Origin of the sequence: Kocuria sp. (genome assembly GCF_030538595.1) — a bacterium.
Taxonomy (GTDB): domain Bacteria; phylum Actinomycetota; class Actinomycetes; order Actinomycetales; family Micrococcaceae; genus Kocuria.
Genome location: NZ_JAUNTS010000003.1, coordinates 79,217 through 103,733, shown reverse-complemented (window position 1 = coordinate 103,733; position 24,517 = coordinate 79,217). Strand labels below are relative to the sequence as shown.

Annotated in this window: 23 protein-coding genes; 11 read left to right on the top strand and 12 right to left on the bottom strand. The window is 61.4% G+C overall.

Annotated elements, in window-relative coordinates; genetic code table 11:
* Positions 1–157 precede the first annotated feature (157 nt).
* The 3 genes from Q4G32_RS03925 to Q4G32_RS03915 form a co-directional block, all read right to left on the bottom strand.
* Complete coding sequence (locus tag Q4G32_RS03925; protein WP_303349360.1) at positions 158–1,558, bottom strand: GntP family permease; 1,401 nt, start codon at positions 1,556–1,558, stop codon at positions 158–160.
* Between the two features lie 103 nt (positions 1,559–1,661).
* On the bottom strand, positions 1,662–2,597 hold the full coding sequence (pheA, locus tag Q4G32_RS03920; protein ID WP_303349359.1) for a prephenate dehydratase: 936 nt from the start codon (positions 2,595–2,597) through the stop codon (positions 1,662–1,664).
* Between the two features lie 13 nt (positions 2,598–2,610).
* Positions 2,611–2,946 (bottom strand): rhodanese-like domain-containing protein, encoded by a 336-nt coding sequence (locus Q4G32_RS03915; protein ID WP_303349358.1) that lies wholly within the window; start codon positions 2,944–2,946, stop codon positions 2,611–2,613.
* 185 nt (positions 2,947–3,131) lie between these two features.
* On the opposite strand from Q4G32_RS03915, the gene Q4G32_RS03910 reads away from it, so the two are divergent.
* Positions 3,132–3,473, top strand: coding sequence for an ArsR/SmtB family transcription factor (locus Q4G32_RS03910; RefSeq protein WP_303349357.1), 342 nt, complete (start codon positions 3,132–3,134; stop codon positions 3,471–3,473).
* Between the two features lie 96 nt (positions 3,474–3,569).
* Here the strand turns inward: Q4G32_RS03910 and Q4G32_RS03905 are convergent, their stop codons facing one another.
* Entirely contained in the window at positions 3,570–5,996 is a 2,427-nt protein-coding gene (locus tag Q4G32_RS03905; protein WP_303349356.1) for an excinuclease ABC subunit UvrA, read from the bottom strand.
* 308 nt (positions 5,997–6,304) lie between these two features.
* On the opposite strand from Q4G32_RS03905, the gene Q4G32_RS03900 reads away from it, so the two are divergent.
* A complete protein-coding gene (locus Q4G32_RS03900) occupies positions 6,305–7,699 on the top strand; it encodes an APC family permease (RefSeq protein ID WP_303349571.1) in 1,395 nt (464 codons plus the stop codon).
* A 191-nt stretch (positions 7,700–7,890) separates the two neighbouring features.
* On the top strand, positions 7,891–9,402 hold the full coding sequence (locus Q4G32_RS03895) for an NAD-dependent succinate-semialdehyde dehydrogenase (RefSeq protein ID WP_303349355.1): 1,512 nt from the start codon (positions 7,891–7,893) through the stop codon (positions 9,400–9,402).
* Positions 9,403–9,476: 74 nt separating this feature from the next.
* On the opposite strand, the gene rbsD is transcribed toward Q4G32_RS03895, so the two are convergent.
* Genes rbsD through Q4G32_RS03865 form a run of 6 tightly spaced genes read right to left on the bottom strand, consistent with a single transcriptional unit; the run spans position 9,477 to position 15,393 of the window.
* The gene (gene rbsD, locus Q4G32_RS03890) at positions 9,477–9,860 is read right to left on the bottom strand and encodes a D-ribose pyranase (RefSeq protein ID WP_303349354.1); all 384 of its coding nucleotides are present in this window, start codon (positions 9,858–9,860) and stop codon (positions 9,477–9,479) included.
* Positions 9,857–10,804 carry a ribokinase gene (locus tag Q4G32_RS03885; protein WP_368660357.1) on the bottom strand — a complete coding sequence of 316 codons (948 nt, stop codon included), beginning with the start codon at positions 10,802–10,804 and terminating at the stop codon, positions 9,857–9,859. Before Q4G32_RS03885 ends, rbsD begins: the two co-directional genes overlap by 4 nt.
* Positions 10,801–11,733: a substrate-binding domain-containing protein gene (locus Q4G32_RS03880; protein ID WP_303349567.1), complete on the bottom strand. Its 933-nt coding sequence runs from the start codon at positions 11,731–11,733 to the stop codon at positions 10,801–10,803. The genes Q4G32_RS03885 and Q4G32_RS03880 overlap by 4 nt, the downstream gene beginning before the upstream one ends.
* 36 nt (positions 11,734–11,769) lie before the next feature.
* Positions 11,770–12,756 (bottom strand): ABC transporter permease, encoded by a 987-nt coding sequence (locus Q4G32_RS03875; protein WP_303349353.1) that lies wholly within the window; start codon positions 12,754–12,756, stop codon positions 11,770–11,772.
* A 52-nt stretch (positions 12,757–12,808) separates the two neighbouring features.
* Entirely contained in the window at positions 12,809–14,320 is a 1,512-nt protein-coding gene (locus Q4G32_RS03870; protein ID WP_368660356.1) for a sugar ABC transporter ATP-binding protein, read from the bottom strand.
* Positions 14,321–14,370: 50 nt separating this feature from the next.
* A complete protein-coding gene (locus Q4G32_RS03865) occupies positions 14,371–15,393 on the bottom strand; it encodes a LacI family DNA-binding transcriptional regulator (protein WP_303349351.1) in 1,023 nt (340 codons plus the stop codon).
* A gap of 256 nt (positions 15,394–15,649) precedes the next feature.
* Between Q4G32_RS03865 and gabT the strand changes: the two genes are divergently transcribed.
* The 5 genes from gabT (at position 15,650) to Q4G32_RS03840 (ending at position 19,701) form a co-directional block, all read left to right on the top strand.
* Positions 15,650–16,999, top strand: coding sequence for a 4-aminobutyrate--2-oxoglutarate transaminase (gene gabT, locus Q4G32_RS03860; protein ID WP_303349350.1), 1,350 nt, complete (start codon positions 15,650–15,652; stop codon positions 16,997–16,999).
* Positions 16,968–18,581 carry an amidase gene (locus Q4G32_RS03855; protein WP_303349349.1) on the top strand — a complete coding sequence of 538 codons (1,614 nt, stop codon included), beginning with the start codon at positions 16,968–16,970 and terminating at the stop codon, positions 18,579–18,581. Before gabT ends, Q4G32_RS03855 begins: the two co-directional genes overlap by 32 nt.
* Positions 18,582–18,613: 32 nt before the next feature.
* Positions 18,614–18,853 carry a FitA-like ribbon-helix-helix domain-containing protein gene (locus Q4G32_RS03850; RefSeq protein WP_303349348.1) on the top strand — a complete coding sequence of 80 codons (240 nt, stop codon included), beginning with the start codon at positions 18,614–18,616 and terminating at the stop codon, positions 18,851–18,853.
* The gene (locus Q4G32_RS03845; RefSeq protein WP_303349347.1) at positions 18,840–19,241 is read left to right on the top strand and encodes a type II toxin-antitoxin system VapC family toxin; all 402 of its coding nucleotides are present in this window, start codon (positions 18,840–18,842) and stop codon (positions 19,239–19,241) included. The genes Q4G32_RS03850 and Q4G32_RS03845 overlap by 14 nt, the downstream gene beginning before the upstream one ends.
* Before the next feature lie 139 nt (positions 19,242–19,380).
* Complete coding sequence (locus Q4G32_RS03840; RefSeq protein ID WP_303349346.1) at positions 19,381–19,701, top strand: putative quinol monooxygenase; 321 nt, start codon at positions 19,381–19,383, stop codon at positions 19,699–19,701.
* 8 nt (positions 19,702–19,709) lie between these two features.
* Here Q4G32_RS03840 and Q4G32_RS03835 read toward each other — a convergent pair whose 3' ends face one another.
* Positions 19,710–20,285: a PIN domain-containing protein gene (locus tag Q4G32_RS03835; RefSeq protein WP_303349345.1), complete on the bottom strand. Its 576-nt coding sequence runs from the start codon at positions 20,283–20,285 to the stop codon at positions 19,710–19,712.
* A gap of 35 nt (positions 20,286–20,320) precedes the next feature.
* On the bottom strand, positions 20,321–20,770 hold the full coding sequence (locus tag Q4G32_RS03830) for a helix-turn-helix domain-containing protein (RefSeq protein ID WP_303349344.1): 450 nt from the start codon (positions 20,768–20,770) through the stop codon (positions 20,321–20,323).
* Positions 20,771–20,905: 135 nt separating this feature from the next.
* Between Q4G32_RS03830 and Q4G32_RS03825 the strand changes: the two genes are divergently transcribed.
* From Q4G32_RS03825 to pgm, 3 genes are read left to right on the top strand one after another with little or no spacing between them, the layout of a single operon-like run.
* Positions 20,906–21,868, top strand: a complete 963-nt coding sequence (locus Q4G32_RS03825) for a nucleoside hydrolase (protein WP_303349343.1) — start codon at positions 20,906–20,908, stop codon at positions 21,866–21,868.
* Between the two features lies 1 nt (position 21,869).
* Positions 21,870–22,817, top strand: a complete 948-nt coding sequence (locus Q4G32_RS03820; RefSeq protein WP_303349342.1) for a ribokinase — start codon at positions 21,870–21,872, stop codon at positions 22,815–22,817.
* A 56-nt stretch (positions 22,818–22,873) separates the two neighbouring features.
* On the top strand, positions 22,874–24,508 hold the full coding sequence (gene pgm / locus Q4G32_RS03815) for a phosphoglucomutase (alpha-D-glucose-1,6-bisphosphate-dependent) (protein WP_303349341.1): 1,635 nt from the start codon (positions 22,874–22,876) through the stop codon (positions 24,506–24,508).
* The last annotated feature ends 9 nt before the right edge of the window (positions 24,509–24,517 follow it).

The following is a 24,517-nucleotide window of genomic DNA, read 5'->3' as shown; positions in this document are numbered from 1 at the left end:
CAGACCGTCAGGTTGGTGGGTTCAGGATTGGTGGGTGGTGCGGCTTCCACAGACCGTCAGGTTGGTGGGTTCAGGATTGGTGGGTGGTGCGGCTTCCACAGACCGTCAAGCGAAGCAGGTCAAGGAAGCCGCACCACCCACCAACGTTCCACTGGACCTAGAACGCCCCGGCCAGGGCAAAGATGGCTGCGGACAGCGCAAAGCCCACCACGCCGATGATGGTCTCCAACACGGTCCAGGTCTTGAAGGTGGTCTTGACGTCCATCTCCAGCAGACGTCCCACCAGCCAGAACCCTGAGTCATTGACATGGGACAGCGCCACGGAACCTGCTGCCACAGCCAGAACCAGTGCGGCCACCTGAACTTCATTGAAGTCTCCGGCAAGGATTGCGGGCGCAACCAAACCGGCCGCCGTCGTCAATGCAACGGTTGCCGAACCCTGCGCCACCCGCAGGACCAGGGAGATCAAGAAGCCAGCCACGATCACTGGCACACCCATGTCTGAAAGCACATCCGCAAGTGCATCGCCAATGCCGGAGGCGCGCAGGACACCGCCGAACATACCGCCGGCACCCGTGATCAGAATGACCGAACAGACCGGCCCCAACGCGGACTCAAAGGTCTTTTCAATGGCCGAGCCGCTGACGCCCCGTACCGTGCCGATCAGCAGCGCGGCCACAATGAGCGTGATGGTCAGCGCCACGGGCGTCTGGCCGATGGCCACCAGTGCTTGGAACCAGAGATCGTCACCCGTGGATTCGGCAAAGTAACCCGAGTTCAGCAGCGTGGTCAGGCCGGTGTTGAGGAAGATCAGCACCAGGGGAAGCAGCAGAATGAAAACAACGGTGGCAGTTTTGGGCGGGTTGGTGACGTCCTCGGCTTTACCCAGGATGGCAGGCACCGGAAGGTTGATGCGTTTGCCCGCATAGAGGCCGAACAGGTATGAGCTGAGGTACCAGGCCGGTAGGGCAACCACCAAACCAAGCAGCAGCACAACGCCCACGTTGGCCTCAAAGAACGCGGAGGCGGCAACCGGTCCGGGATGTGGCGGCAAGAAGATGTGCATGGCGGAGAACGCGCCCACGGCGGGCAACGCGTAGAGCAGCACGGAGCCACCCAACCTGCGGGCCACGGAGAAGACCACGGGCAGCATGACCACCAGGCCGGCGTCGAAGAAAATGGGGAAACCAAAGAGCAGTGAGGCGATACCGAGTGCCAGCGGCGCGCGCTTTTCCCCAAAAATTCCGATCAGTTTGTCCGCCAGGACTTGTGCCCCGCCTGATGTTTCCAGGAGACGCCCCAGCATGGCCCCAAGGCCCACCAGGAGGGCAACGCTGGCCAGCGTGTTGCCAAATCCTGTGGTGAGTACGGGTACCACAGCGTTCATGGGGATTCCCGTGGCAATGGCGGTCAATCCGCTGATCACAATCAATGCCAGAAACGCATGGACCTTGAACTTGATGATCAGCACCAGCAGTACGGCTATGGCTGCGGCCGCAATGACAAGCAGTGGCCCGGCGGTGAGCGTCTGCTCCCACCCTTCAAGTTGTTCAACCATGGCAACTCCATTCTGTTTCAATTCCGCCGAAAACATGGTTTGACCCAAAATTTCAGCTCAAAATTGGGTCAAACCATGTTTTCGGCGGAGGGGAGGAGGGAGGTTAGCGGGTTCGGAGGGCCGCTACCCAATCGCGGGCCTGCCTGAAGGCTCCATCAGTGTGGTGACTGGCCACGACGGCGGGCTTGTGATCTGCCCGGGCGTAGGAGCCCAGGAAGCGGGTGGTAGGACAGATGCGGCGCAATCCCACCAGGGCTTCTGCAACGCGTTCGTCCTGGATATGACCGTCAATGTCCACGGAGAAGAAATAATCGCCCAAGTAGTTACCCGTGGGACGGGACTCGATTCGACTGAGGTTCACACCGCGCGTGGCGAACTGCTCCAAAATCTCCATGAGCGCCCCGGCTCGGTCTTCCCACAGCGGGATCACCAACGTGGTCCGGTCCGCGCCCGTGCGTTCTGGTAGCACAGCATCCGGACCACCCAAGTGCACAAACCGGGTGACCGCCTCCGGGTTGTCCCCAATGTTCTCAGCCAGCACGACCAATTCTGGATGTGCTGCGCTGACAGTGGGAGCGCAGATAGCGGCATCGTGGGGCACACCAACCCCGTCACCTGTGTCCGCCAGAAGTCCCAGTGCGCCCGCAGCTGTGGATGAGGCCGGGATGTATTCCCCTTGGGGAATGTTCTTCTCCGTCCACTGCCGGACCTGGGCCCATGCGTGGGAATGCGTGGAAACAGCCCGGATTTCGCTCAGCGGCTTGGCTTCACGGGCCACCACATTGAATCGGATGGGCACCAGCATCTCGGCCAGAATCCGGATTTCCGGACCTGCGGCAACCGCGTCCAGAGTGGCGGAAACTCCACCCTCCACGGAGTTTTCAATCGGCACCACGGCGGATACCGCCCGCCCCTCCCGCACCGCAGCCACGGCGGCAGGAACAGAACTCACAGGCAGGTGGTCGGTGCCCGTTGGATCAATCTGGCGCAGAGCCGCCTCGGTGAAGGTCCCGGCGGGACCCAGGTAAGCGATTGTCATGGGCGGCAAGCCGTCACTTGACCATGGGCTCAGCGTCAGTCTCAGACACCATGGGCTTGTCCGCATCCGCCCAAGCACCCATGCCGCCCAGCACATTGATGGGATCAAAACCAGTGCTGGCCAAGAAGGAGGTGGCCCGCAAGGACCGGCCGCCGGAACGGCACACCACGTACACATCTTCATCCACGGGGACTTCCCCGTAGCGTTCGGACAACTCCCCCAGCGGAATGTGCTGAGCACCCTCAATGTGCCCGGCCTCCCACTCAAAGTCCTCCCGGACGTCCAGAATCTTGGCACCCGCAGGGATTTCCTCCACGGAGGCACTGGGCAGATTGTTCACGTTGTCCACGGTGTTCACTCCTTGAGCCCCGACACTTGATCAAGCACGGAGCCGTTTTTGAGTTGCAGTTGAAATGTTGGCCTCCAGCCTACGCACGCGACGGTCCAGTTACGGACGAACACGGCCACCACATGTCACGGCGCGGTACCTGCGGACGCATAGCCTGGTGCACCACAGCAGCGAAAGGCATCACCATGATCGAGCACAACGCGCATCTTGCGCCCTATTTGGCGGTGTCCCAGATTTTCTCGGCCCTTTCCAACCCCGCGCGCTCTGCCATTGTCCACCGCCTGACCGAGTCCCCCTGCTTTGTAGGAGAGTTGGTGGATCACCTTGACGTGGCACAACCGCTGGTTTCCCAGCACCTGAAGGTCTTGCGGGAAGCTGCCCTGGTGCGCGCGGTCCGGGAGGGCCGTCAGCACCGCTATGAGCTCACAGATCAGCACGTCACGCACTTGTTCCTGGACGCCTACAACCACACCCGCGAACACAACCCCACAGACCTCACCGCCAACGACGACGCCCCGCTCGCCTGAAAAGCACCCTCACCTTTTCGTGGGTCAAGACACTTGAGAGTGGGAACTCCCACGGCTGCTGCGCACGGGGATTACCGAGTTGGCCCACGCCTTGATTCACCCCCGAACGTAAGCGGCCAAATGCTGACCGGTCAGGGTTTCAGCTTTGTCCACCAACTGGGCCGGCGTTCCCTCAAACACCACCTGCCCACCGTCGCTACCGGCCCCCGGGCCAAGATCAATGATCCAATCCGCGTAGGCCATGACCGCCTGGTGGTGCTCAATCACAATCACGGACTTTCCTGATTCCACCAGCTTGTCCAGTAGCGCCAAGAGCTGTTCCACGTCTGCCAGGTGCAGTCCTGTGGTGGGTTCGTCCAGCACATAGATCCCGCCGGAATCAGCCATGTTGGTGGCCAGTTTGAGGCGTTGGCGTTCTCCGCCGGAGAGAGTGGTCAGCGGCTGTCCCAGCGTGATGTAACCCAGCCCGACATCGTCCAGACGCACCAGGATCTTGTGGGCAGCCGGCAGCTTGAATCCTTCTGCATCCGAGGTGGTCTCCACAGGCGCAGAGCCGCTGAAGAATGCACGGGCCTGCGCCACGGACATGCCCAGGACTTCACTGATGTTCTTGCCACCCAGCGTGTAGTCCAAAACGGCAGGCTGGAAGCGTTTGCCTTCGCAGTCCTCACACTCCGTGGCAACTCCTGCCATCATGGCCAAGTCCGTGTAAATCACGCCGGCACCTTTGCAGGTGGGGCAGGCTCCTTCCGAGTTGGCACTGAACAGGGCGGGCTTGACCCCGTTGGCCTTGGCGAAGGCTTTACGGATGGGCTCCAAAAGACCTGTGTAGGTGGCGGGATTGGACCGGCGAGACCCCTTGATGGCGGCCTGATCAATGGCCACCACGGACGCATCACCCGCGGCGTCGTCCAAAAACCCGTGAATCAGCGAGCTCTTGCCGGAGCCCGCCACTCCGGTAACCACCGTCAACACGCCCAGGGGAACGTCCACATCCACATTGCGTAAATTGTGCCGATCTGCACCGCGAATCTGAACGGACTGGGAGGATTCGCGTACGGAATCCTTCAGGGCAGCCCGATCCCCCAGATGCCGGCCAGTCAGGGTATCGCTGGTCCGCAATTCTTCAACGCTGCCCTCAAACATCAGTTGACCGCCGGCACTACCCGCTCGGGGCCCAAGATCCACCACATGATCCGCAATCAGAATGGTCTCCGGTTTGTGCTCAACCACCAGCACGGTGTTGCCTTTGTCCCTCAACTGAAGCAGGAGATTGTTCATCCGCTCAATATCATGTGGGTGCAACCCCACCGTGGGTTCGTCAAACACATACGTCACGTCTGTCAGCGGTGATCCCAAATGCCGAATCATTTTGGTGCGCTGCGCCTCACCACCGGACAGGGACGAGGACGATCGCTCCAGCGCCAAGTAACCCAGTCCGATCTCCACAAAGGAATCCAGCAATTCGGTGAGAGAACCCAGTAGCGGGGCCACGGCGTCGTCTTTGATGTTGCGGACCCAGGAGGCCAGATCACTGATCTGCATGGCGCAGGCATCCGCAATGGAAATGCCGTTGATCCTGGACGAGCGGGCAGCCTCATTGAGCCGGGTTCCCCCGCAATCAGGGCAGGAGGTGAAAGTGATGGCGCGGTCCACGAAAGCACGGATGTGGGACTGCAGCGATTCCCGTTCCTTGGAGAGCATGGATTTTTGGATCCGCGGGATCACCCCCTCATAGGTGAGGTTGATGCCGTCCACTTTGATCTTGGTGGGTTCCCGGTAGAGAAGATCTTGGAATTCCTGCTCGGTGAACTTGCCGATCGGCTTGTCCATGTCAAAGTATCCGGAACCGGCATACAACCGCCCGTACCAGCCGTCCATGGAATACCCGGGAACGGTCAAACCGCCATCGTTCAAGGACTTCTTGGCATCGTAAACAGCGGTGAAATCAAAATCTGAAACTCTCCCCAAGCCTTCACATGTGGGGCACATGCCGCCCGTGATGCTGAACTCACGGCGCTCCTTGACCTCTTTGCCACCTTTGGTAACCGTCACGGCACCCTTTCCACTGATGGTGGCAACGTTGAAGGAAAAAGCCTTGGCAGGCCCAACGTGGGGTGTCCCCAGTCGAGAGAATAGAATCCGCAGCATGGCATTGGCATCCGTGACCGTGCCCACCGTGGAGCGGACATTGGCGCCCATACGCTCCTGATCCACAATGATGGCTGTGGTCAAACCCTCCAAAACATCCACGTCCGGGCGGGCCAAACTCGGCATGAACCCCTGGACAAAGCTGCTGTACGTCTCATTGATCAACCGTTGAGACTCAGCGGCAATGGTGCCAAACACCAGGGACGACTTCCCTGAGCCCGAAACCCCCGTGAACACGGTCAACCGACGCTTGGGAATGGCGACGTCGATCCCCTTCAAGTTGTTTTCCCGCGCACCCTGCACCCGGATGTATTCGTGACTGTCCGCGGACCCCGGGGCAGCAGTTGCGGTGGGGGCGGGGGTGGGGCTCATGGCGTCTCCATTCGTCATAACCGGTGCCGGCGGTGATTCGTGACGTCATGGACACAGATCATCCCTATGCTTCCGGCTCACACACTGTAGTTGGCTGGACGGACAAAACGTTGGCCGACTGACACAACGTTGACCAGCTTGCCCCGACCTCGGCAGATCCCCACCCCAAATCCACCACACCACCATCAGGAGGCACCGTGAACTCTTCACACAACAGCGCCGGGGGTGCGTCATCCGCACCGCACCCGGCCGCACCGGGGCACGATGCCCTGGGACATGACCGCGGTTTCAAGAAAGTTCTGGGTGGCCTGGACGCCATAGTCCTGGGCTTTGGCGCCATGATCGGCTTTGGTTGGGTGATCCTGACTGGCGGATGGATCAACGACGCCGGAACCTGGGGTGCCGTACTGGCCATGCTTGCCGGTGGCGGCATCATGGCTGTGGTGGGCCTGGTGTACGGAGAACTGGTCGCCTCCATGCCAGCCGCCGGTGGAGAACACAACTATCTGATGCGCGGCATGGGTGCCCGCTGGGCTTTTGTGGGCTCCTGGGCGATCACGGTCGGGTACATCACCATCGTTGCCTTTGAAGCCGTGGCCGTACCCAGAACGGTGGGCTACATCCTGCCTGGTGCTCTGGACCAAGTGCGGTTGTGGTCCGTGGCCGGCTCGGACGTCTACCTGGTGTGGGCCCTGGTGGGCACGGCGTGTGCGGTCATCATCACGGGGATCAACATTGTGGGGGTCAAACAGGCCTCCGTGGTGCAGACCTTTGTGGTGCTGTTCTTGCTGATCATTGGGGTCATGATGGTGGTCGGGGCGTTCTCCGGGGGTTCCGTGGAAAACATGGATCCTGCCTTCACCGGGGGTCTGGGCGGGTTCTTCCTGGTCCTGGTGGTGGTCCCGTTCCTGTTCGTTGGATTTGACGTGATTCCCCAGGTTTCTGAAGAAATGCACATCCCGGCCAAAAAACTTGGCGCCACCATTGTGATCTCCGTGATGATGGCCGCCGTCTGGTACGTGGTGGTGGTTCTGGCCACGTCCGCTTCCCTGCCCGCGGCTGACTTGGCGGTGGCAGACATAGCCGTGGCGGATGCCATTGGTGCGGTGTTCCATTCCCAAGTCTTTGCCAATCTCCTGCTGGCCGGTGGTCTGGCCGGAATCCTGACCTCTTGGAACTCACTGCTCATGGGCGCCAGCCGACTCCTGTGGGCCCTGGGGGCCTCCCGGATGATCCCCACCTGGTTCGCTCGCATTCACCCGCGTTTTGGCACCCCTATCAACGCCCTGTTGTTTGTGGGTGTGATTTCAGCAATTGCGCCCTTCTTTGGCCAGCAAATGCTGGGTTGGCTGGTGGATTCCGGCTCCCCATCCATCGTGATCGCTTATTTGATGGTCTCCATCGTTTTTGTGATTCTGCGCCACCGGGAACCCACCATGGAACGCCCTTTCCGGATCGGTGGACGCGGCCGTGGAGGTGTTGTGATCGGCGTGCTCTCCATCCTGCTCACGGCGGCCCTGTTGGCGCTCTACATTCCGGGCATGCCGGCGTCGTTGACCCTGCCGCCCTACATTGTGTTCGGCCTGTGGTGGGTGCTGGGTTTGGTCTTCCTGCTGCGCATTCCGCGTGGAATCGGCCCTGGTGCCGACGCCGAGGCTCGCCTGATCGCAGCCAAGGAACGGTCAACCAGGCAAGCACGGTGAAAGAATGGTGAGCTGCGCCGCCCATCAGAAGTGGTGTGCGGCACGGCTCACCACTGGGCTGAAGCCACCGGCCCCAGAGGCATGGCCTGACACCGCACTGGCGTGCCTACTATGAAGGCGAACGTGCCGGGCGCACCCCGCCCCAAGACCCACGGGTTGCCGATGATGACAACCCCGTAAAGGAGCCCCACATGGCTGAACACAGTGCTGTAGCAACCGGCAAGCCGTCCGTGACTGCTCAACGAATCCAGGATGTCCTGGACCGCACGCCCAAGGGCCTGCTGATCAACGGCGAATGGCGTGATGCCTCCGATGGCGGGACGTTCGACGTCGAAAATCCCGCCACTGGTGAAGTCCTGGCCACGCTGGCCTCCGCGACCCCGGAGGATGCCCAGGCGGCCATGGATGCAGCGGCCGCGGCCCAGGAGGACTGGGCGCGGACCGCACCCCGCGAGCGCGCCGAAATCCTGCGGCGGGCCTTTGATCTGGTGCAAGAGCGCCGTGATGATCTGGCTCTGCTGATGACCCTGGAGATGGGCAAGCCTCTGGCCGAGGCCAACGGGGAGGTCACCTATGGCGGTGAGTTTCTGCGCTGGTTCTCGGAGGAGGCCGTACGGCATTACGGGCGTAATGCCCCCACGCCGGAAGGCACGTTGCAGATGGTGGTTCGGCACAAGCCGGTGGGGCCGTGCTATTTGATCACTCCGTGGAACTTTCCGCTGGCCATGGCCACCCGCAAGGTGTCTCCGGCGGTGGCCGCGGGCTGCACCATGGTGCTCAAATCCGCCAAGCTGACGCCGCTGACTTCCCAATTTTTTGCCCAGATCATGCTTGATGCGGGGCTGCCGGACGGTGTGCTGAACGTGGTGGCATCCAAGTCGGCCTCCGCTGTGTCTCAGCCGATCATGTCCGATCCGCGCTTGCGCAAAATCTCCTTCACCGGTTCCACCCCCGTGGGCAAGCAACTCATGAAGGACGCCGCGGACAGCGTGCTGCGCACCTCCATGGAGCTGGGCGGCAACGGGCCGCTGTTGGTGTTCGAGGACGCGGATCTGGACAAGGCAGTGGCCGGTGCTGTGGCAGCCAAGATGCGCAATATGGGTGAGGCGTGCACGGCAGCCAACCGAATTTTGGTGCACCAGGCCATCGCGGAGGAGTTCACGGATCGACTGGCCAACAAGCTGGCTCAATTGGCTGTGGGTGACGGCACCCTGGAGGATGCCCAGGTGGGACCACTGGTGGACGGCAACGCCCTGGAATCCGTGACCGCGTTCGTTGACGACGCCGTGGCCAAGGGTGCGCGCGTGGTCACAGGTGGGCACCGCGTGGGAGACAAGGGTTATTTCTACGCCCCCACCGTGCTGGCTGACGTTCCCGAGGACGCGCGTGTGTCCTGCGAGGAGATTTTCGGCCCCGTGGCACCTGTGATCACTTTCAAGGACGAGGACCACGCCGTTCGGATCGCCAACACCACCGAGTACGGCCTGGCTTCTTATGTATTCACCGAAGACTACAAACGTGCCTACCGTGTGGCGGATCGGATTGAGTTCGGTCTGATGGGTCTGAACCTCGGCGTCATTTCCAATGCCGCGGCACCCTTTGGAGGGGTTAAGCAATCGGGCATCGGCCGCGAAGGGGGCTCCGAAGGCATCGAAGAGTACAGCACAGTTCAATACATCGGGGTGGAGAACCCCTGGGGCTGAAGTCACCCCAACTGTGGCAGGTAAATGACCATTGCAGCTCAGGCGGGGTGGTCATTTACCTGTCACACGCGTCATCAGAATGGAACCCCGCAGCGCAGGATGACATTGGCGTACGGTGTGGACTCTCCAGTGCGCACCACAAAGCGCGCTTGTCTGGTGAGCTCCTTGAACTCTTCGTGGGGAATCCGCTGGGCATCAGGGAGGTTACGGGCCAAAACTTCCCGAACGGGAGAGGTTTCAGCTTCCTGGGCCACGACCGCCGCCTCCACGTCAACTTCCCGCAGAACAGCCCCTAGGACATCCGCAAAACTCGGGAGCCCCGGGATGATCGCCAGATCCACGCAGTCCACCCCAGATGGAACGGGAAGGCCACGGTCACCAATCACAAAAGTGTCTGTGTGCCCCAGCCGGGCGATCTGCTCGTTGAGCTGCGCATGCAGTAGACCATCCCGTTTCACTCAGCATCTCCTAACATCGGCAACTCATCGCTGATGTTAGGGTAGCTGGGTTGCGCGCCAACTCCTGTTGCCGCAAACGCGCCGACGCGTGAAGCCAACCGCGCTGACTCCAGCAACTTGTCCCCACGCGCCAGCCCCAATGCGAGCGCACCGATGAAGGCATCACCGGCACCGGTGGTGTCTACCGCACGGACGGGTGCCGGCGGGACAGAGTGGGTGCCGTCGTCGTCGCTCACCACGGAGCCCTTGGCACCCAGGGTGAGAACCACGGAAGCAATGCCAGTGGCGCGGAGAGCTTCCACTAGCAGTTCTGGTGTGGATATAGCCTCGGATTGGGTGCCACCAAGCTGGTCAAGGACTAGCTCGGCTTCATGTTCATTGACCACAAGCGGATCAGAGGCCAGAAGAACCTGCGCCGTCAAGGGCAATACAGGCGCCGGGTTATGAAGGAAACGCCCCGTGATGAGCGTCGGCAGAGCCTCCACACCGTCGGCGGGGATTTCACCTTGGCACACAACAACGGCGGCACTGTGAATCACGTCCGCGGCAGTGTTTACCCGATCCGCGCCCACGGTCCCATTGGCTCCCGAGACCACCACGATGGAGTTCTCGCCACCCTGGTCCACGGTCACCATGGCCAAGCCCGTGGCGCTTTCAGTCCGCGCCACTCGTGTGAGGTCCACCCCCGAATCACGAAGGCCGCTGAGGGCCGTGTGGGCCGCGGCATCTGCCCCGACTGCACCAACCATGGTCACGGATGCACCCAAACGAGCAGCAGCAACAGCCTGGTTGGCGCCCTTTCCACCCGGTAGCATTTGACCGCCGGTCCCGTGCACGGTCTCGCCAGGTTTTGGGTGCCGCAGGACCTTGGCCATTAAGTCCGCGTTGATCGAGCCGACCACCACAATGCGGTCGTCCATCTCCGTGATGTCACCGCTGTTCACTGATAATCACCCACATTTTCCTGCGTCACCGTCACAACTTCCACGGAGACCTCCGCGTCGATCTCCTGACCGCGGATCAATTTCACGGCTTGCAAAACTGCCTGTCTTCCAAGTTCTTCAGGCTGTTGAGCAATGGTGGCCAGCATTGATCCACCAGCGACCGCCTCAATACCTTCCGCTGTGCCGTCAAAGCCCACCACAAGAACGTCCTGGCCTGCTCGTGCCCCCAGGGCTTCAACGGCCCCCAGCGCCATTTCATCGTTCTCGCAGAAGATTCCAACGGCCGACGGATTGGCTTGCATGAGATTGGTTGCCACATCCAGCCCCTCCGCACGGTCAAAATTCGCGGTTTGCTGGGCGACGATGGTGATACCCGGGAACTCGTTGATCCCCTCCGTAAAACCCATACCGCGGTCACGGGAAGCAGACGAACCAGGCACCCCCTGGATCATGATGACTTCCCCCTCCTCGCCGATGGCTTCCGCTAAGACGCGCGCAGCTTGAGCCCCACCGGCAACGTTGTCAGAAGCCACAAAACTTGCCAGGTCACCGGATGAAGCATCGCGATCGACGGCGATCGCTGGGATGCCTGCCTCGTTCAGGGCCTCCACAGAAGCGGAAACCGCATCGGAATCTGTGGGGTTTACGATTACGACGTTGACGTCCTGGGTGATCGCGGTGGCAATTTGGTCTGCCTGTCGCGCAGCATCGTCGGAAGCATCCTGCACGTTGAGGGTGATGCCATGTGTCTGTGCCTCTGTTTCCGCGCCCTTGATCAATTGTCCAAAGAATGGGTTGGTCTGCGTGGACACGGCCAGTGTGATCCGCTCTGGGCGTTCACCACGGTTGCAGCCTGTCAGAGCTAGTCCAGCCACAGTTGCCGTGGCCAAGGCAAGAAACCCCCGCCGGCTGGTCAGCCGCTGAGTCATGGTTTTCAAGGTGATCTCCTCAATCTGAAGGCCCGGTCAGCGCGCGGTCTTGCGCCGGAGGACGTCAAAGCCAACAGCTAGAGCTATGACCAAGCCGATGACTACTTGCTGCCAGAACGAGGACACGTTCAAAAGGTTCAACCCGTTGCGAATAACCGCCAGCAGGATCGCGCCCACGAGTGTCCCCGTCGCGCGGCCAGACCCACCAGCCAAGGAGGCGCCGCCGATCACAACCGCTGCAATAGCATCCAATTCGTAACCCACACCTGCTTGAGGACCGGCCGAGGACAGACGGCCCGCCAGGACCATCCCAGCCAGCCCCGCAAAGACACCGGCCAGTGCGTAGACGGTCACAAGGATTCGTTTGACGGGCAGCCCCGAGAGACGTGCGGCCTCCGCGTTACCGCCGATGGCATACATGGAGCGTCCGAGCACGGTTCGGGACAGCACAAACCAACAGACCAGCCCCGCGAACACCATGGCGATGATCGGGACGGGGAATCCCCCGATGCTTCCGCCCAACAGAGACACGGAACCAGATGTGGGAATCGGTGTGCCATCAGAAATGACCAAGGTCAGCCCACGCGCCACACTCATCATGGCAAGGGTGGCTATGAATGCCGGAAGTTTTCCGTAGGCAATCGACAATCCGGAGATGACACCGGCCAATGCGCCGACCAACAGACCGATGAGAAGTGTGACGATTCCTGGCAGACCAAGATTGGTGAAGGAATATGCAGAGACCATTGCGCCTAATGCAGCAACGGCACCCACCGACAAATCAATACCTGCGGTGACGATCACAAAGGTCATGCCGAACGCCAGGATTGCCACCACAGACGCCTGGATACCAATGTTGATCAGATTGTTGAGCTTGAGGAAATCTGGCGTTGCGATGAAGAGCGCAAGACACAGGATGATCAGGCCCACCAGAGCACCATTGTTCATGGCCCATTGGCCCAATCGAGCTGCTGTCCCCGCGCGGTTGACGGAATTGTTTTTAGTGGTGGCGGTCACGGTCATGGCCGCAACTCCTTTCTGAGGGTCATACGTTTTCCCTGGTTGTTGCGCCAGATCAGGAGCGGTCGGCCAATGGAGTCTGGGATGCCTTGGATTCAGAAACAGCAGATGCGACCTCTGAAACTGCTAGAGCCATGACGGAGTCCTCTGTGGCTTGGTCAGCGTTTAGAACACCCGCAACACGGCCGTTGCTCATCACCAGAACTCGATCACTCATGCCCAGCACCTCGGGGAGTTCACTGGACACCATCACCACGGCACCACCCAAGCGTGTGATTTCGTTGATGAGCTCGTAAATCTCAACCTTGGCGCCGACGTCGACGCCGCGAGTCGGTTCATCCAGCAGGAGGACTTTGGCGTCCGCCATGACCCACCGCGCAAAGACGACTTTCTGTTGGTTACCACCCGAGAGGTGACGGATGGACTGGTCTAGACCTGCCATCCTCACGGCCAGTTGATCGGTCACCACCCGCGCTCGGGCACGTTGACCGCCACGGTCAGCCAACCCGAATCGAGCAGTGGAACGCAGCGTGGCCAATCCTGCGTTGTCTGCCACGCTCGCATCGAGTACCAGACCTTGGGACTTGCGGTCTTCAGGGACAAAACCCAGGCCAGCGGAAATCGAACGGCTGACATCATGCGCAGGCAATGCACGGTTCTGCACGGCCACAGACCCCGAGTCATAGGTATCAGCACCATAAATGGCACGCAGCACCTCGGTGCGCCCCGCGCCCACCAAACCGGCGATGCCAAGAACCTCGCCGGAGTAAACCGTGAAGTCGATGTTGTTGAAGAGTTCCCCGGAGGACAGTCCCCGAACCTCCAGTAGCGCCTCCCCTGTCTGTTCAGTCCGCTTGCGTGGAAACTGGTCATCAATGTCGCGCCCCACCATGAGGGCGATCAAGTTGTCCTGGGAGGTGTTGGCCGGAACCTGGGCCACGAACTGCCCGTCCCGCAGCACGGAGATGGTGTCTCCAATCCTGGGGATCTCATCCAGGTGGTGGGAGATGAAAACCATTCCCACACCCCGACGTTTGAGATCGTCCACCACGCTGAAGAGGGCATCGACCTCCCTACCTGTTAGCGCTGCGGTGGGTTCATCCAGGATCAGAAGCCGGGCGTCCTGGGACAGCGCCTTGGCAATCTCGACCAGCTGCTGCCTGGCCACCCCGAGTTCACCAACTGGTTTGTCCAGGGGCACGTCCAGACCAATTCGGTCAAGTGCTTCACGGGCCACAGCATTCATGCGTGCTTTGTCAACGACTCCGAATCGTTGTGGAGTCCGCCCCAACGTGATGTTCTCCGCAACACTGAGCTGAGGAATCAAGTTCAGTTCTTGGTGAATCGTAGCGATCCCCCGTGCTTCCGCCGCTTTCACATCAGACAAATGCACAGGCTCCCCATCAACCAAGATCCGGCCCGAGTCTGGCTGGTGAATACCGGCCATCATCTTGATCAAAGTGGACTTCCCTGCGCCATTCTCTCCCAGCAGAACCTCCACCTCACCGGCATGTACGTGCACGGTGACATCGTCAATGACGTTGACGGGACCGAAAGACTTGCTCACGGAATCAAGCGTGAGCAGCGGTGTTCTTGAATCGGACATGAGCATGGACCTCAGCTCTCGTGACAGTTTTGATCAACATGGTTGGGAAGGCTGATCCTGGAATCAACCGGGAGTCTCAAGTGGGCCTGGAGGCGCAGTTGACTCGAAGGCTTTTCACCGGCCAACTGAGCCAGGAGCAACTCCACAGCCGAAGCCCCCATTGCTTGAAGGTCCTGACAGATCAAAGGCAAAGGTGGCTGTAACAGCGCGAATGGTGCGATGTCGTCAAAACCAACGAACGGCAGATCGCGGACGGGCATGATTCCTGCTGCACGGCACTCCTTGAACGCACCGATGGTCATGAGAGAGTCCGCGGCCAAAACCGCATTGATCCCCTTGGACAACAGCGAACGCATGCCCAGACGCCCCGAGAGTTCCTGGAAGTCCCCGTGAGCGACTTCAGCCGCAATCCCCGCATCCTCAGCAGCAGCGTGGAACTCGGCCAAGCGCTCAACGCCAGTGGTCGTTCCCGACGGTCCAGAGATGTACCCAATCTTTTGGGCTCCTTGTGCCACCAAATAGGTGACCGCCTCAGCGATTGCGATTCGAGTGTCCGAAACCACTGCGGGAACCCCCATTCCTGGAATGGTCCGGTCCAGGAAGACCAGCGGCATGCCAGTTTCCCGGAGTTCTTGCAGGGGCTCACGTGCCGTGGAGAAAGGCGCCACAATGATCCCGTCCACACGCTGACGCCGCAGAACAGTCGCGTAATCGTGCATCTGCTCGGGGTCTTCATTGGCGCTGCACAAGATCACGCTGAGTCCTTCGGCACGCATGCCCTGCTCAACAACGTGTGCAAGTTCCGCGAAAAAAGGATTTCGGATGTCGGGGATCAGCAGCCCGATTGTGTTGGTCCGTTCCGACCGCAGAGACCCCGCCTGGCCATTTGGAACAAAGTTGAGACGGCGCGCAACCAACAGAACACGCTCTCGGGTTGGCGCCGCCACGCTTCCGTTACCCGATAGCGCACGTGAGGCCGTGCCCAGCGACACACCCGCCTCAGCTGCGACGTCCTTGATGGTTGTACGGGACATGAACACCTCCTTGTGCACCTACCCAGCATTGGAAACGTTTCCAATGTGGACTGTATCACTTTCTCGTCACCACGACTGCCATCACCAACCACTCCATCTGCCGCAAGGTGGTCATTTACCTGTCACCGATCCACCCGCATGAACGACGCCGCCGCCACCTCACCCATGAGACGATGGCCACAACATTTGGCTCAGCCCTCCCCCGTGTGTCCCCGAACGCACCGCGCGGAAGGACTTTTTCGGGAAGGACTCATAGATGACCGACATCCAGTACCGCCTGCCCCAGCAGCGCAACATCGTCTCCGAGTTCCCGGGCCCCAAGTCCCAGGAACTCAATCAACGTCGCTCAGCAGTCATTGCAGCGGGAGTGGCGTCCTCCGTGCCGGTGTATGCAGCCGATGTGGACGGCGGGGTGGTGGTGGATGTGGATGGCAACTCGCTCATCGACTTTGGCTCCGGCATTGCCGTGACCACCGTGGGCGGTTCCGCACCCAAGGTGGTGGAGAACGTCAAGAGTGCCGTGGAGCACTTCACGCACACCTGTTTCATGGTCACCCCGTATGAAGGTTACGTGGAACTTGCCGAGCGGCTGGCTGAGATCACTCCGGGTGATCACGCCAAGAAGGTGGCGCTGTTCAATTCGGGCGCGGAGGCTGTGGAGAACGCGGTCAAGATCGCCAGGGTGGCCACGGGGCGCGACGCCGTCGTTGTGTTCGATCACGCCTACCACGGGCGCACCAACGTCACCATGGCCATGACAGCCAAGAACATGCCGTACAAGAACGGCTTTGGCCCGTTTGCCCCGGAAATCTATCGCGTACCCGTGTCCTACCCCTTCCGTGATCCGGACGGCATGGACGGCGCCCAAGCTGCCAAGCGGGCCCTGGAGATGGTGGACAAGCAGGTGGGGGCGGACAATGTGGCCGCCGTGGTGATTGAACCCATCCTGGGTGAGGGCGGTTTCATTGTTCCCGCAGACGGCTTCTTGCCCGCACTGGCTGAGTGGTGCCAAGACAACGGGGCACTGTTTGTGGCGGATGAAGTTCAGTCCGGCGTGGCCCGCACCGGCGAATGGTTTGCGGTGGACCACGAAGGTGTGGTGCCAGATCTGATGACCATTGCCAAGGGCGTTGCCGGCGGTATGCCGCTGTCTGCCGTGGTGGGGCGGGCGGAACTCCTGGATGCCGTCCACGGCGGCGGGCTGGGCGGCACCTACGGCGGCAACCCGGTGGCCTGTGCTGCTGCCATCGGTGCGCTGGACACCATTGAAGAATGGGATCTGAAGTCCCGTGCCAAGCACATTGAGGCCGTCATCCACGCTTCCTTGGACTCCCTGGTGGAGGGCACGGAGGTGGTGGGTGAAATCCGCGGGCGCGGGGCCATGATCGCCCTGGAATTCGTGAAGCCTGGCGGCACAGAACCCCATCCGCAGCTGGCCAAAGCTGTGGCCGCGGAATGTCTACAACAGGGTGTGATCATCCTGACCTGCGGCACCTACGGGAACATTGTCCGACTCCTGCCGCCGTTGACCATCACGGACGATCTTCTGCGTGAGGGCTTGGAGGTCTTCTCCGATGCAATCATCAAACACGAACACACCCCTTGATCTCACGGACGCGATAGCCCTGCGTGACGCTCTACGTCACGGGCATGTGTCCGCCCTGGATGTCCTGACAGAGGTCCGGGACCGGGCGGTCGCCGTCGAAAATCCGGAGTCCGGGCCTCCCCTGGGTGCCTTTGTGCACATTGCTCCTGCCTCCGATACGGAGCAGATGGCTCGGGATGCGGACAACAAGGATGGCTGGGACCGCGGACGCTGGCATGCCCTGCCCATGGCGCTGAAGGACCTCCAGGAGGTTGCCGGGCTGCCCACCACGCAGGGCTCGCGGGTCTTGGCGCAGGATGGTCCCGCCTCGGCGCCGGTGGCTGAACAGGACGACGACGTCGCCGCCCTCCATCGCGCACACGGTGCCGTGGTCTTTGCCAAGACCCAGGTTCCGGAGTTCGGGCTGAACTGCTACTCCGAGAACTTGGTGAGTAATCCGTCCCGCAATCCATACGACCTCGAATGCGGGTCCGGTGGGTCATCGGGCGGCCAAGCGGCCGCTGTTGCCGCAGGCGTCCTACCTGTGGCTGTGGGCTCCGACGGCGGCGGTTCCATCCGAATTCCAGCTGCCGCCTGCGGGTTGATCGGCTTGAAACCCTCGCGGGGGGCCGTGCCCTGCGGGGATGCCATGAGCGACCACGCCCAGCTGACCGTGCAGGGGCCGATAGCTCGCACACCGGCGGAAGCCGCCATGGTGTTGGACGGACTCACCGCCCACGCACCCGTGCTGCCCGGGGAGAACTGGTTGTTCCGCCCGGTTGGCGCACCCCATGCGGTACGGATGCGCGACCCCTGGCGTAATGCCGACCTGGATGAAGTCCGGGACCCGCTGCCCGGTGAATTCCGGACTGCGGTTGAGGACACCTCGCCAGCCCTCAACGCGGTGCTGCGGGTGCCTGCCGGGCGTTTCCCCTGGGGCCAGCGTCCCTTGAGGATTGGAGTCTCCACAGCCTCTGCCTTTGAATCGGCATTTCCCACCCCGGTCTCCCCTGAGGCTCATTCCGCGCTGACGGCGGGGATCGAGGCCCTGCATGAGGCGGGGCACCGTGTGGAGGAGGTGGACCTGCGGTTTGACCCCCGCTACCCGGAGGCGTTCTTTGCCCTGTGGACCACCTCCTTGGGACTGGCACCTCTGACGCCCGAACAAGAAAGCCGCCTCACGGGACTGGCCAAGCACTACCGGGCCGCGGCATTACAGCGTCCAGCCACGGAGCTGGCGCTTGCCATTCGCACCCTGCGGGAGATCGAAAAGGCAACTTTGCGCGCCTGGGATGCCTACGACGTCGTCGTGACCCCCGCACTTGCCCAAACTCCACGACCGCTGGGCTGGTGGTGGGAGGGATTCGACCCCACCGATCCCGCCTCCGCAGAGCAGGACTACCGGCGGCAATGCCAGTACACACCGTTCACCTCCCTGATCAACGTGATCGGACTACCTGCGGTGGTGGTGCCCACCACCTGGGAGCGGTCAGAGTTCAGTGAGTCGCGCGTTCCCATGGGTATTCAGATGATTGGACGTCCGGGCGCAGACATCGGCCTGTTGGCGCTTGCGGAGCAGCTGCGGGCTGGGTTGGAGCCCTAGACTTCGATCATCCATGGCTCCACAATGGAGCCATGCCCAACATTCAAATCAAGGATGTTCCTGCGGAGACCCACAGGACCTTGCACCAGCGTGCTGCTGCCGCGCACCAATCACTGCAAGAGTATCTGCGCTCCAGGCTGATAGCTGAAGCTGCACAGCCCACCGTGGACGAGGTCATGGACCGAGTGGAGGCTCGTGCAGGCAACACTGGTGACACTGTGACCATGGCTGAGGTCTCTGAAGTACTAAGGAACCAGCGTGCTGGTCATTGACGCCAGTGTGCTGGCGTCAGCCTTGGGCCTCGACGGGCCGGTGGGCACCCGGGCCCGTGATCGGCTGCGAGGTGAGGTTCTGGCGGCACCGACCCTGATCGACGTCGAAGTGCTTTCCGTTTGGCGTGGCCTCAACCGTGCAGGGAAGCTCTCTGATGACCGCGTTGATGCCGCCATCGCTGATCTGGCCGACCTCCCGATTCGACGTGTTCCGACCTCTGGCATGCTGGCGCGCTGCTGGGAGCTGCGTCACAACGTCACTGCCCACGACGCCGCTTACGTGGCTTTGGCCGAGTTCCTGCATGCTCCCCTGCTGACTTCCGACAGAAAACTGGCGGGAGCCACCGGACCACGGTGCACCATGGAGGTACTGGACGGGGATTCCTGATCTCACATCAAACCGGGGTCAGCTGGTGGTGAAGAGACAAGGCTTGGCGGCGCTGTCGTGGTCCCAAGGTGCCCCGGTGTGCCACGATCGGTAGGAGAACTTTTGGACCGGAGAACCGCCACCCAAGGAGCGAAGCCCCGTGATTTTCATTGTTGTGAAGTTTCCCGTGAAGCCCGAGTACGTGGACCAATGGCCAGAAGTGGTGCGCGAGTTCACGGACGCCACCCGTGCCGAGCCTGGCAACAAGTGGTTCGACTGGTCGCGTTCCCTGGAAGACCCGTACGAATTTGTACTGGTCGAGGCTTTTGACGACGACGCCGCTGGCGACCACGTCAATTCTGCCCATTTCCAGAAGATGCAACGCGACTTCCCCGAATATCTAAGGGCCACTCCCAAGATCATCTCCCGTCAGATCGAGGGTGATGGCTGGGAGGAAATGGGCGAGCTGCAGGTGGGCTGAGTCGTCCGTCACCCAGGACGGTGGGCAAGGTCTTGCAACGCCTTGCGCACCGTGCCCGCAAAGTCGGGACAACCTGCACGGCGCAACGCTTCATCAAGGGGCAGCGAGTGCTCCTTCTTACCCCAGTACCTCGCCTGTCGCTGGACGACGTCCAAGAGCTCAGCAGGTGCAGACTGCGCCACTAGCGCAAAGAAGGCATCCGGATGAATAACTTCATACGGCTCATCTCTAGCCGTAATGTCACGGGGGTCGTTGGAGGTGAGCACAAAATCCGCTCGCCCCGCATGAGCTGCGGCGTGAAGGTGGTAGTCACCGATGTCCGTGCCGGTGAAGGACAGCCCGGACGGAAAATCACCGATGATCTCGTCGAGATTTTCTCGAACCAAGGCAGCACGTCCCGCAGTTACCGACCCCTTAACGGTGGGATTTTTGTCTCGGAAGGCAGCGATGGCCTCACTAATGGCGTCCTCCGTGGCGAATACCTGGAACATCTCTCCTGTATGTTCACGCAGGAGAAAAACCCAGTCGGTGAGAGTCCGACTGAAGAAGATGCTGGCATCCACCAAGACGCGTTGGGTCACCATTTGATCCTAACGGTAACCCAACGCAAGCTTGTGAATCAGTCCTCGAAAGCATCCCCGAATTCGTCATCGAAAGCCCGCAGCGCCTCGAAAGCCTTGCGCTGCCGTGCCTTGATTTCAGCTTTCTTGCTCAGCACGACCTCACGCTGAAATCGAGTGTGGCTGCCCACCCTGTAGGAGTCGATCTCCCCAGCCTGAACCCACTTCATCAGGGTGGGTCGTGACACGCTCAGGAGGTCAGCCGCCACGGTGCTGGTCAGCTCATCGGGGAGCTGACCCAGGCTGACAGAACCCTGCTGAGTCAGGGTTCGGATCGCATCCCCCAGCAGTGTCTCCAGCTTGGTGGGCAACTCACGTTCAGTTCCATCAGGGAATCGCAGGATCAACACTGCATCCCTGACATCGGGCAGCGCCACAGTCTCCCGCGCTTCACGCATGGTCTGTTCATCTACGGGAATCCGGGCGGCAGGCAGCAACTTTGTGCTCATGTCCACTCCATTCATACCGGCGGTTACCGACCGCCGTGACCCCCACAGTAATGGGGTTGCACTTATAAGTGCAACCCCAACTTTGCGTGTGCCTCCGCAGCCCGCACCCACCACTCAGCGGATAGTTTGGACTTCATGACCCGCAAAGTGCTGATCGACTGTGACCCCGGAGTGGACGATGCCCTGGCTCTGATGCTGGCCCACGGCAGCCCGGAAATTGATGTTCTGGCCGTGACCACGTGCGGCGGGAACCAGACCTTGGAGAAGGTCACCCGCAATGCGTTGAGCCTGGCCGATGAACTGGGCATGGACTGGATTCCGGTGGCAGCCGGCGCTGCCCGCCCGCTGGTCCGCGAGCCCTTGACCGCTGGACACGTTCACGGGGACACCGGCCTTGGTCTGGTGGAGCTACCGGACCCGCAGCATACCCTGGATGAACGTCACGCCGTTGAGGTCATCGCCCAAACGGTGCTGGGGCAAGAACCTGGGGAAGTCACCATCATTGCCACCGGGCCCCTGACCAATCTGGCCCTGGCCATTCGGCAGTACCCAGACATTGTGGAGCACGTCCAAGAGGTAGTGCTCATGGGTGGCGGCGTGAACACGGGCAACCTGACACCGGTGGCTGAGTTCAACATTGCCGTGGACCCGGAGGCTGCCCGCGCAGTGTTCACCGCAGGCTGGCCCGTGACCATGGTGGGCCTGGACACCACACATCAAGCATTGGCCACCCCGGAGGTGGAGGCACAGTTCGCAGCCCTGGACACCCGCCTGGGTGACATTGCCGTGGAGCTGATCCGCAGTTACCGGGATGCCTACAAGAACAATCAGGCCTTTGACAACCCGCCCTGCCACGACCCCGTAGCGGTGGCTCGGGTGATCGCCCCGGAGCTGGTCAAGGTCCGTCGCGCCCCGGTGGATGTGGAGTTGCGCGGCGAATTGACCACCGGGCAAACCGTGGTGGATCTTCGTAGCCCGGAACCTCAGGGCTGCCCCACCTCGGTGTCCACGGACCTGGATCACGCTGGCTTCTGGGACCTGGTGGTGGATGCGGTCCGCAATCTGGGCGAGCCCACATCCCGCGGAAAGCAGGCTTGACATGCAGATTCAGACCGGAACCGTGTGCGTGGTGGGCTCCCTCAACGCTGACCTGGTGGTCCGTACGCAGCGCCACCCCAAGCCCGGCGAGACTCTGACCGGGGGCCCGCTGGCCATTGTCCCCGGAGGAAAATCCGCCAACCAAGCTGTTGCCGCAGCCCGCCTGGGTGCCGACGTCCAGTTGGTGGGTGCAGTTGGCGACGACGCCCACGGTCACCTCCTGCTCGAATCCCTCACGCAGGACGGAGTCACCACGGACCACATCAGACGCCTGGAACACACTCCCACCGGCACCGCCGTCATCACGGTCTCCGAGGATGGCGAGAACACCATTGTGATCTCCCCCGGCGCCAACGGTGAGCTGCGCCCGCAGGACATCCCCTCATCAGCGCTGACCGGCGCCGGCGCCCTGGGGCTGACCTTTGAAGTTCCCGCAGAGACGGTGATCGCCGCAGCTCAGCAGGCCCAGACAGCGGGTGTACCGGTGTTCCTGAACCCCTCCCCGTTCCGGGTTCCCGAACCAGAGTTGTTGGCAGCCACGGATGTTCTGGTGGTCAACGAACACGAACTCGACCAAATCCTGGAAGCCTTCAACTCCTCCACCCAGGGCACGTGGCAGCAGCGCGGGGCAGCCCTACACGCAGCCACGGGTGTTCCAGCACTGGTGGTCACGTTGGGTTCGCGGGGCGCCGTCGTCGTAGAAGCTGACAAGAACAACGACGACGACGCAACCGTCACCCAAGTGCCCGGCCACCAGGTGACTGCGGTGGACACCACCGGGTGCGGAGATGCTGTGCTGGGATCACTGCTGGCCACCACCTCCGGTGGGATGCCACTGGTGGAGGCCACAGGTGTTGCCATGGCGGTGGCGGCTCATGCTGCCACCGTGGCGGGGGCACAGCCCTCCTACCCCCGCCTCACGGACCTGGCTCACATGTCTGCAATGTGACGATCAATTGCCGCATGCAAGTGACCACGGTCACCGTCATGACTACCGTGGGGTCCATGGCTAATCGCGCGGGCACTGTGGCCCTTCCGGAAGACCTTGTTGACATTGATGAGCTGCTGGAGGCTTACGCCTCCCGGGAACCGGATCTGAGCAATCCGGATCAGCGGGTGGCTTTTGGCACCTCGGGGCACCGTGGGTCGTCCCTGAAAACTTCCTTCAATGACGCCCACATTGCTGCGATCACGCAGGCCATTGTGGAATACCGTGCTGCTCAGGGCACCACGGGACCGTTGTTCATGGGCAAGGACACCCACGCCCTGTCCGACGTCGCTCAAAACACCGCTCTGGAAGTTCTGGCAGCCAACGGCGTGAAAGTCCTCCTGGATTCCAGGGAGGGCTACACCCCCACCCCGGCGTTGTCCCACGCGATCCTGAAATACAACAAGGATCATTCGGAGGACTTGGCGGACGGCATTGTGATCACCCCGTCCCACAACCCGCCGTCGGACGGTGGTTTCAAGTACAACCCCACCCACGGCGGCCCGGCGGATTCGGATGCCACCGGCTGGATCGCAGACCGCGCCAACAATCTGTTGGAGAGCGGTAACGCCGAGGTCAAGCGCGTTTCTCTTGAGGAAGCCCGGGCTGCGGAAACCACGGGGACTTTCGACTTCCTGGATTCTTATGTCTCTGAGCTTCCAGACATCATTGACCTGGATGCCATTCGTGAATCCAATCTCCACATCGGAGCGGACCCCATGGGGTCGGCGTCGGTGGAGTATTGGAAGGAAATTGCCTCCAGGTTCGGACTCAACATGGAGATTGTGAACCCGAATGTGGACCCGCAGTGGGCCTTCATGACGCTGGACTGGGATGAGAAGATTCGCATGGACTGCTCATCAGCCAATGCCATGGCTTCCCTGATCGGCAACCGGGACAAATACGACATCGCCACCGGTAACGACGCCGACACCGACCGTCACGGGATCGTCACCCCTGACGCTGGGCTGATGAATCCCAACCACTACCTGGCTGTGGCCATCGACTACCTCTACACCCACCGGGATGGATGGGACCAGGACGCCGGCATCGGCAAAACCTTGGTGTCCTCGTCGATCATTGATCGTGTGGCGGAGTCTCTGGGGCGCAAGCTCGTGGAAGTCCCGGTGGGCTTCAAGTACTTTGTGCCGGGGCTGCTGGAGGGTTCCATCGGCTTTGGCGGTGAGGAATCTGCGGGCGCTTCCTTCCTGCGCCGGGACGGTTCCGTGTGGTCCACGGACAAGGACGGCATCATCCTGGCCCTACTGGCAGCGGAAATCACTGCGGTCACGGGCAAGACGCCGTCGCAACGCTATGTGGAATTGACCGAGCAGTTCGGCGCGCCTGTCTATCAGCGCATTGATGCCCCTGCCAACCGGGAGCAGAAAGCAGCGCTGAAGAAGCTCTCACCTGACCAGGTGACCGCAGAAACCCTGGCTGGGGATCCCATCACCGCCAAGCTCACCGAGGCCCCCGGCAATGGCGAGGCCATCGGTGGTTTGAAGGTGACCACGGACAACGCCTGGTTTGCGGCTCGCCCCTCCGGCACGGAGGACGTCTACAAGATCTACGCCGAGTCCTTCATTGGTGAGGACCACTTGAAGCGGGTGCAGGAGGAAGCCAAGGCCCTGGTGGATTCGGTTATTTCCTGATTCGCAGGG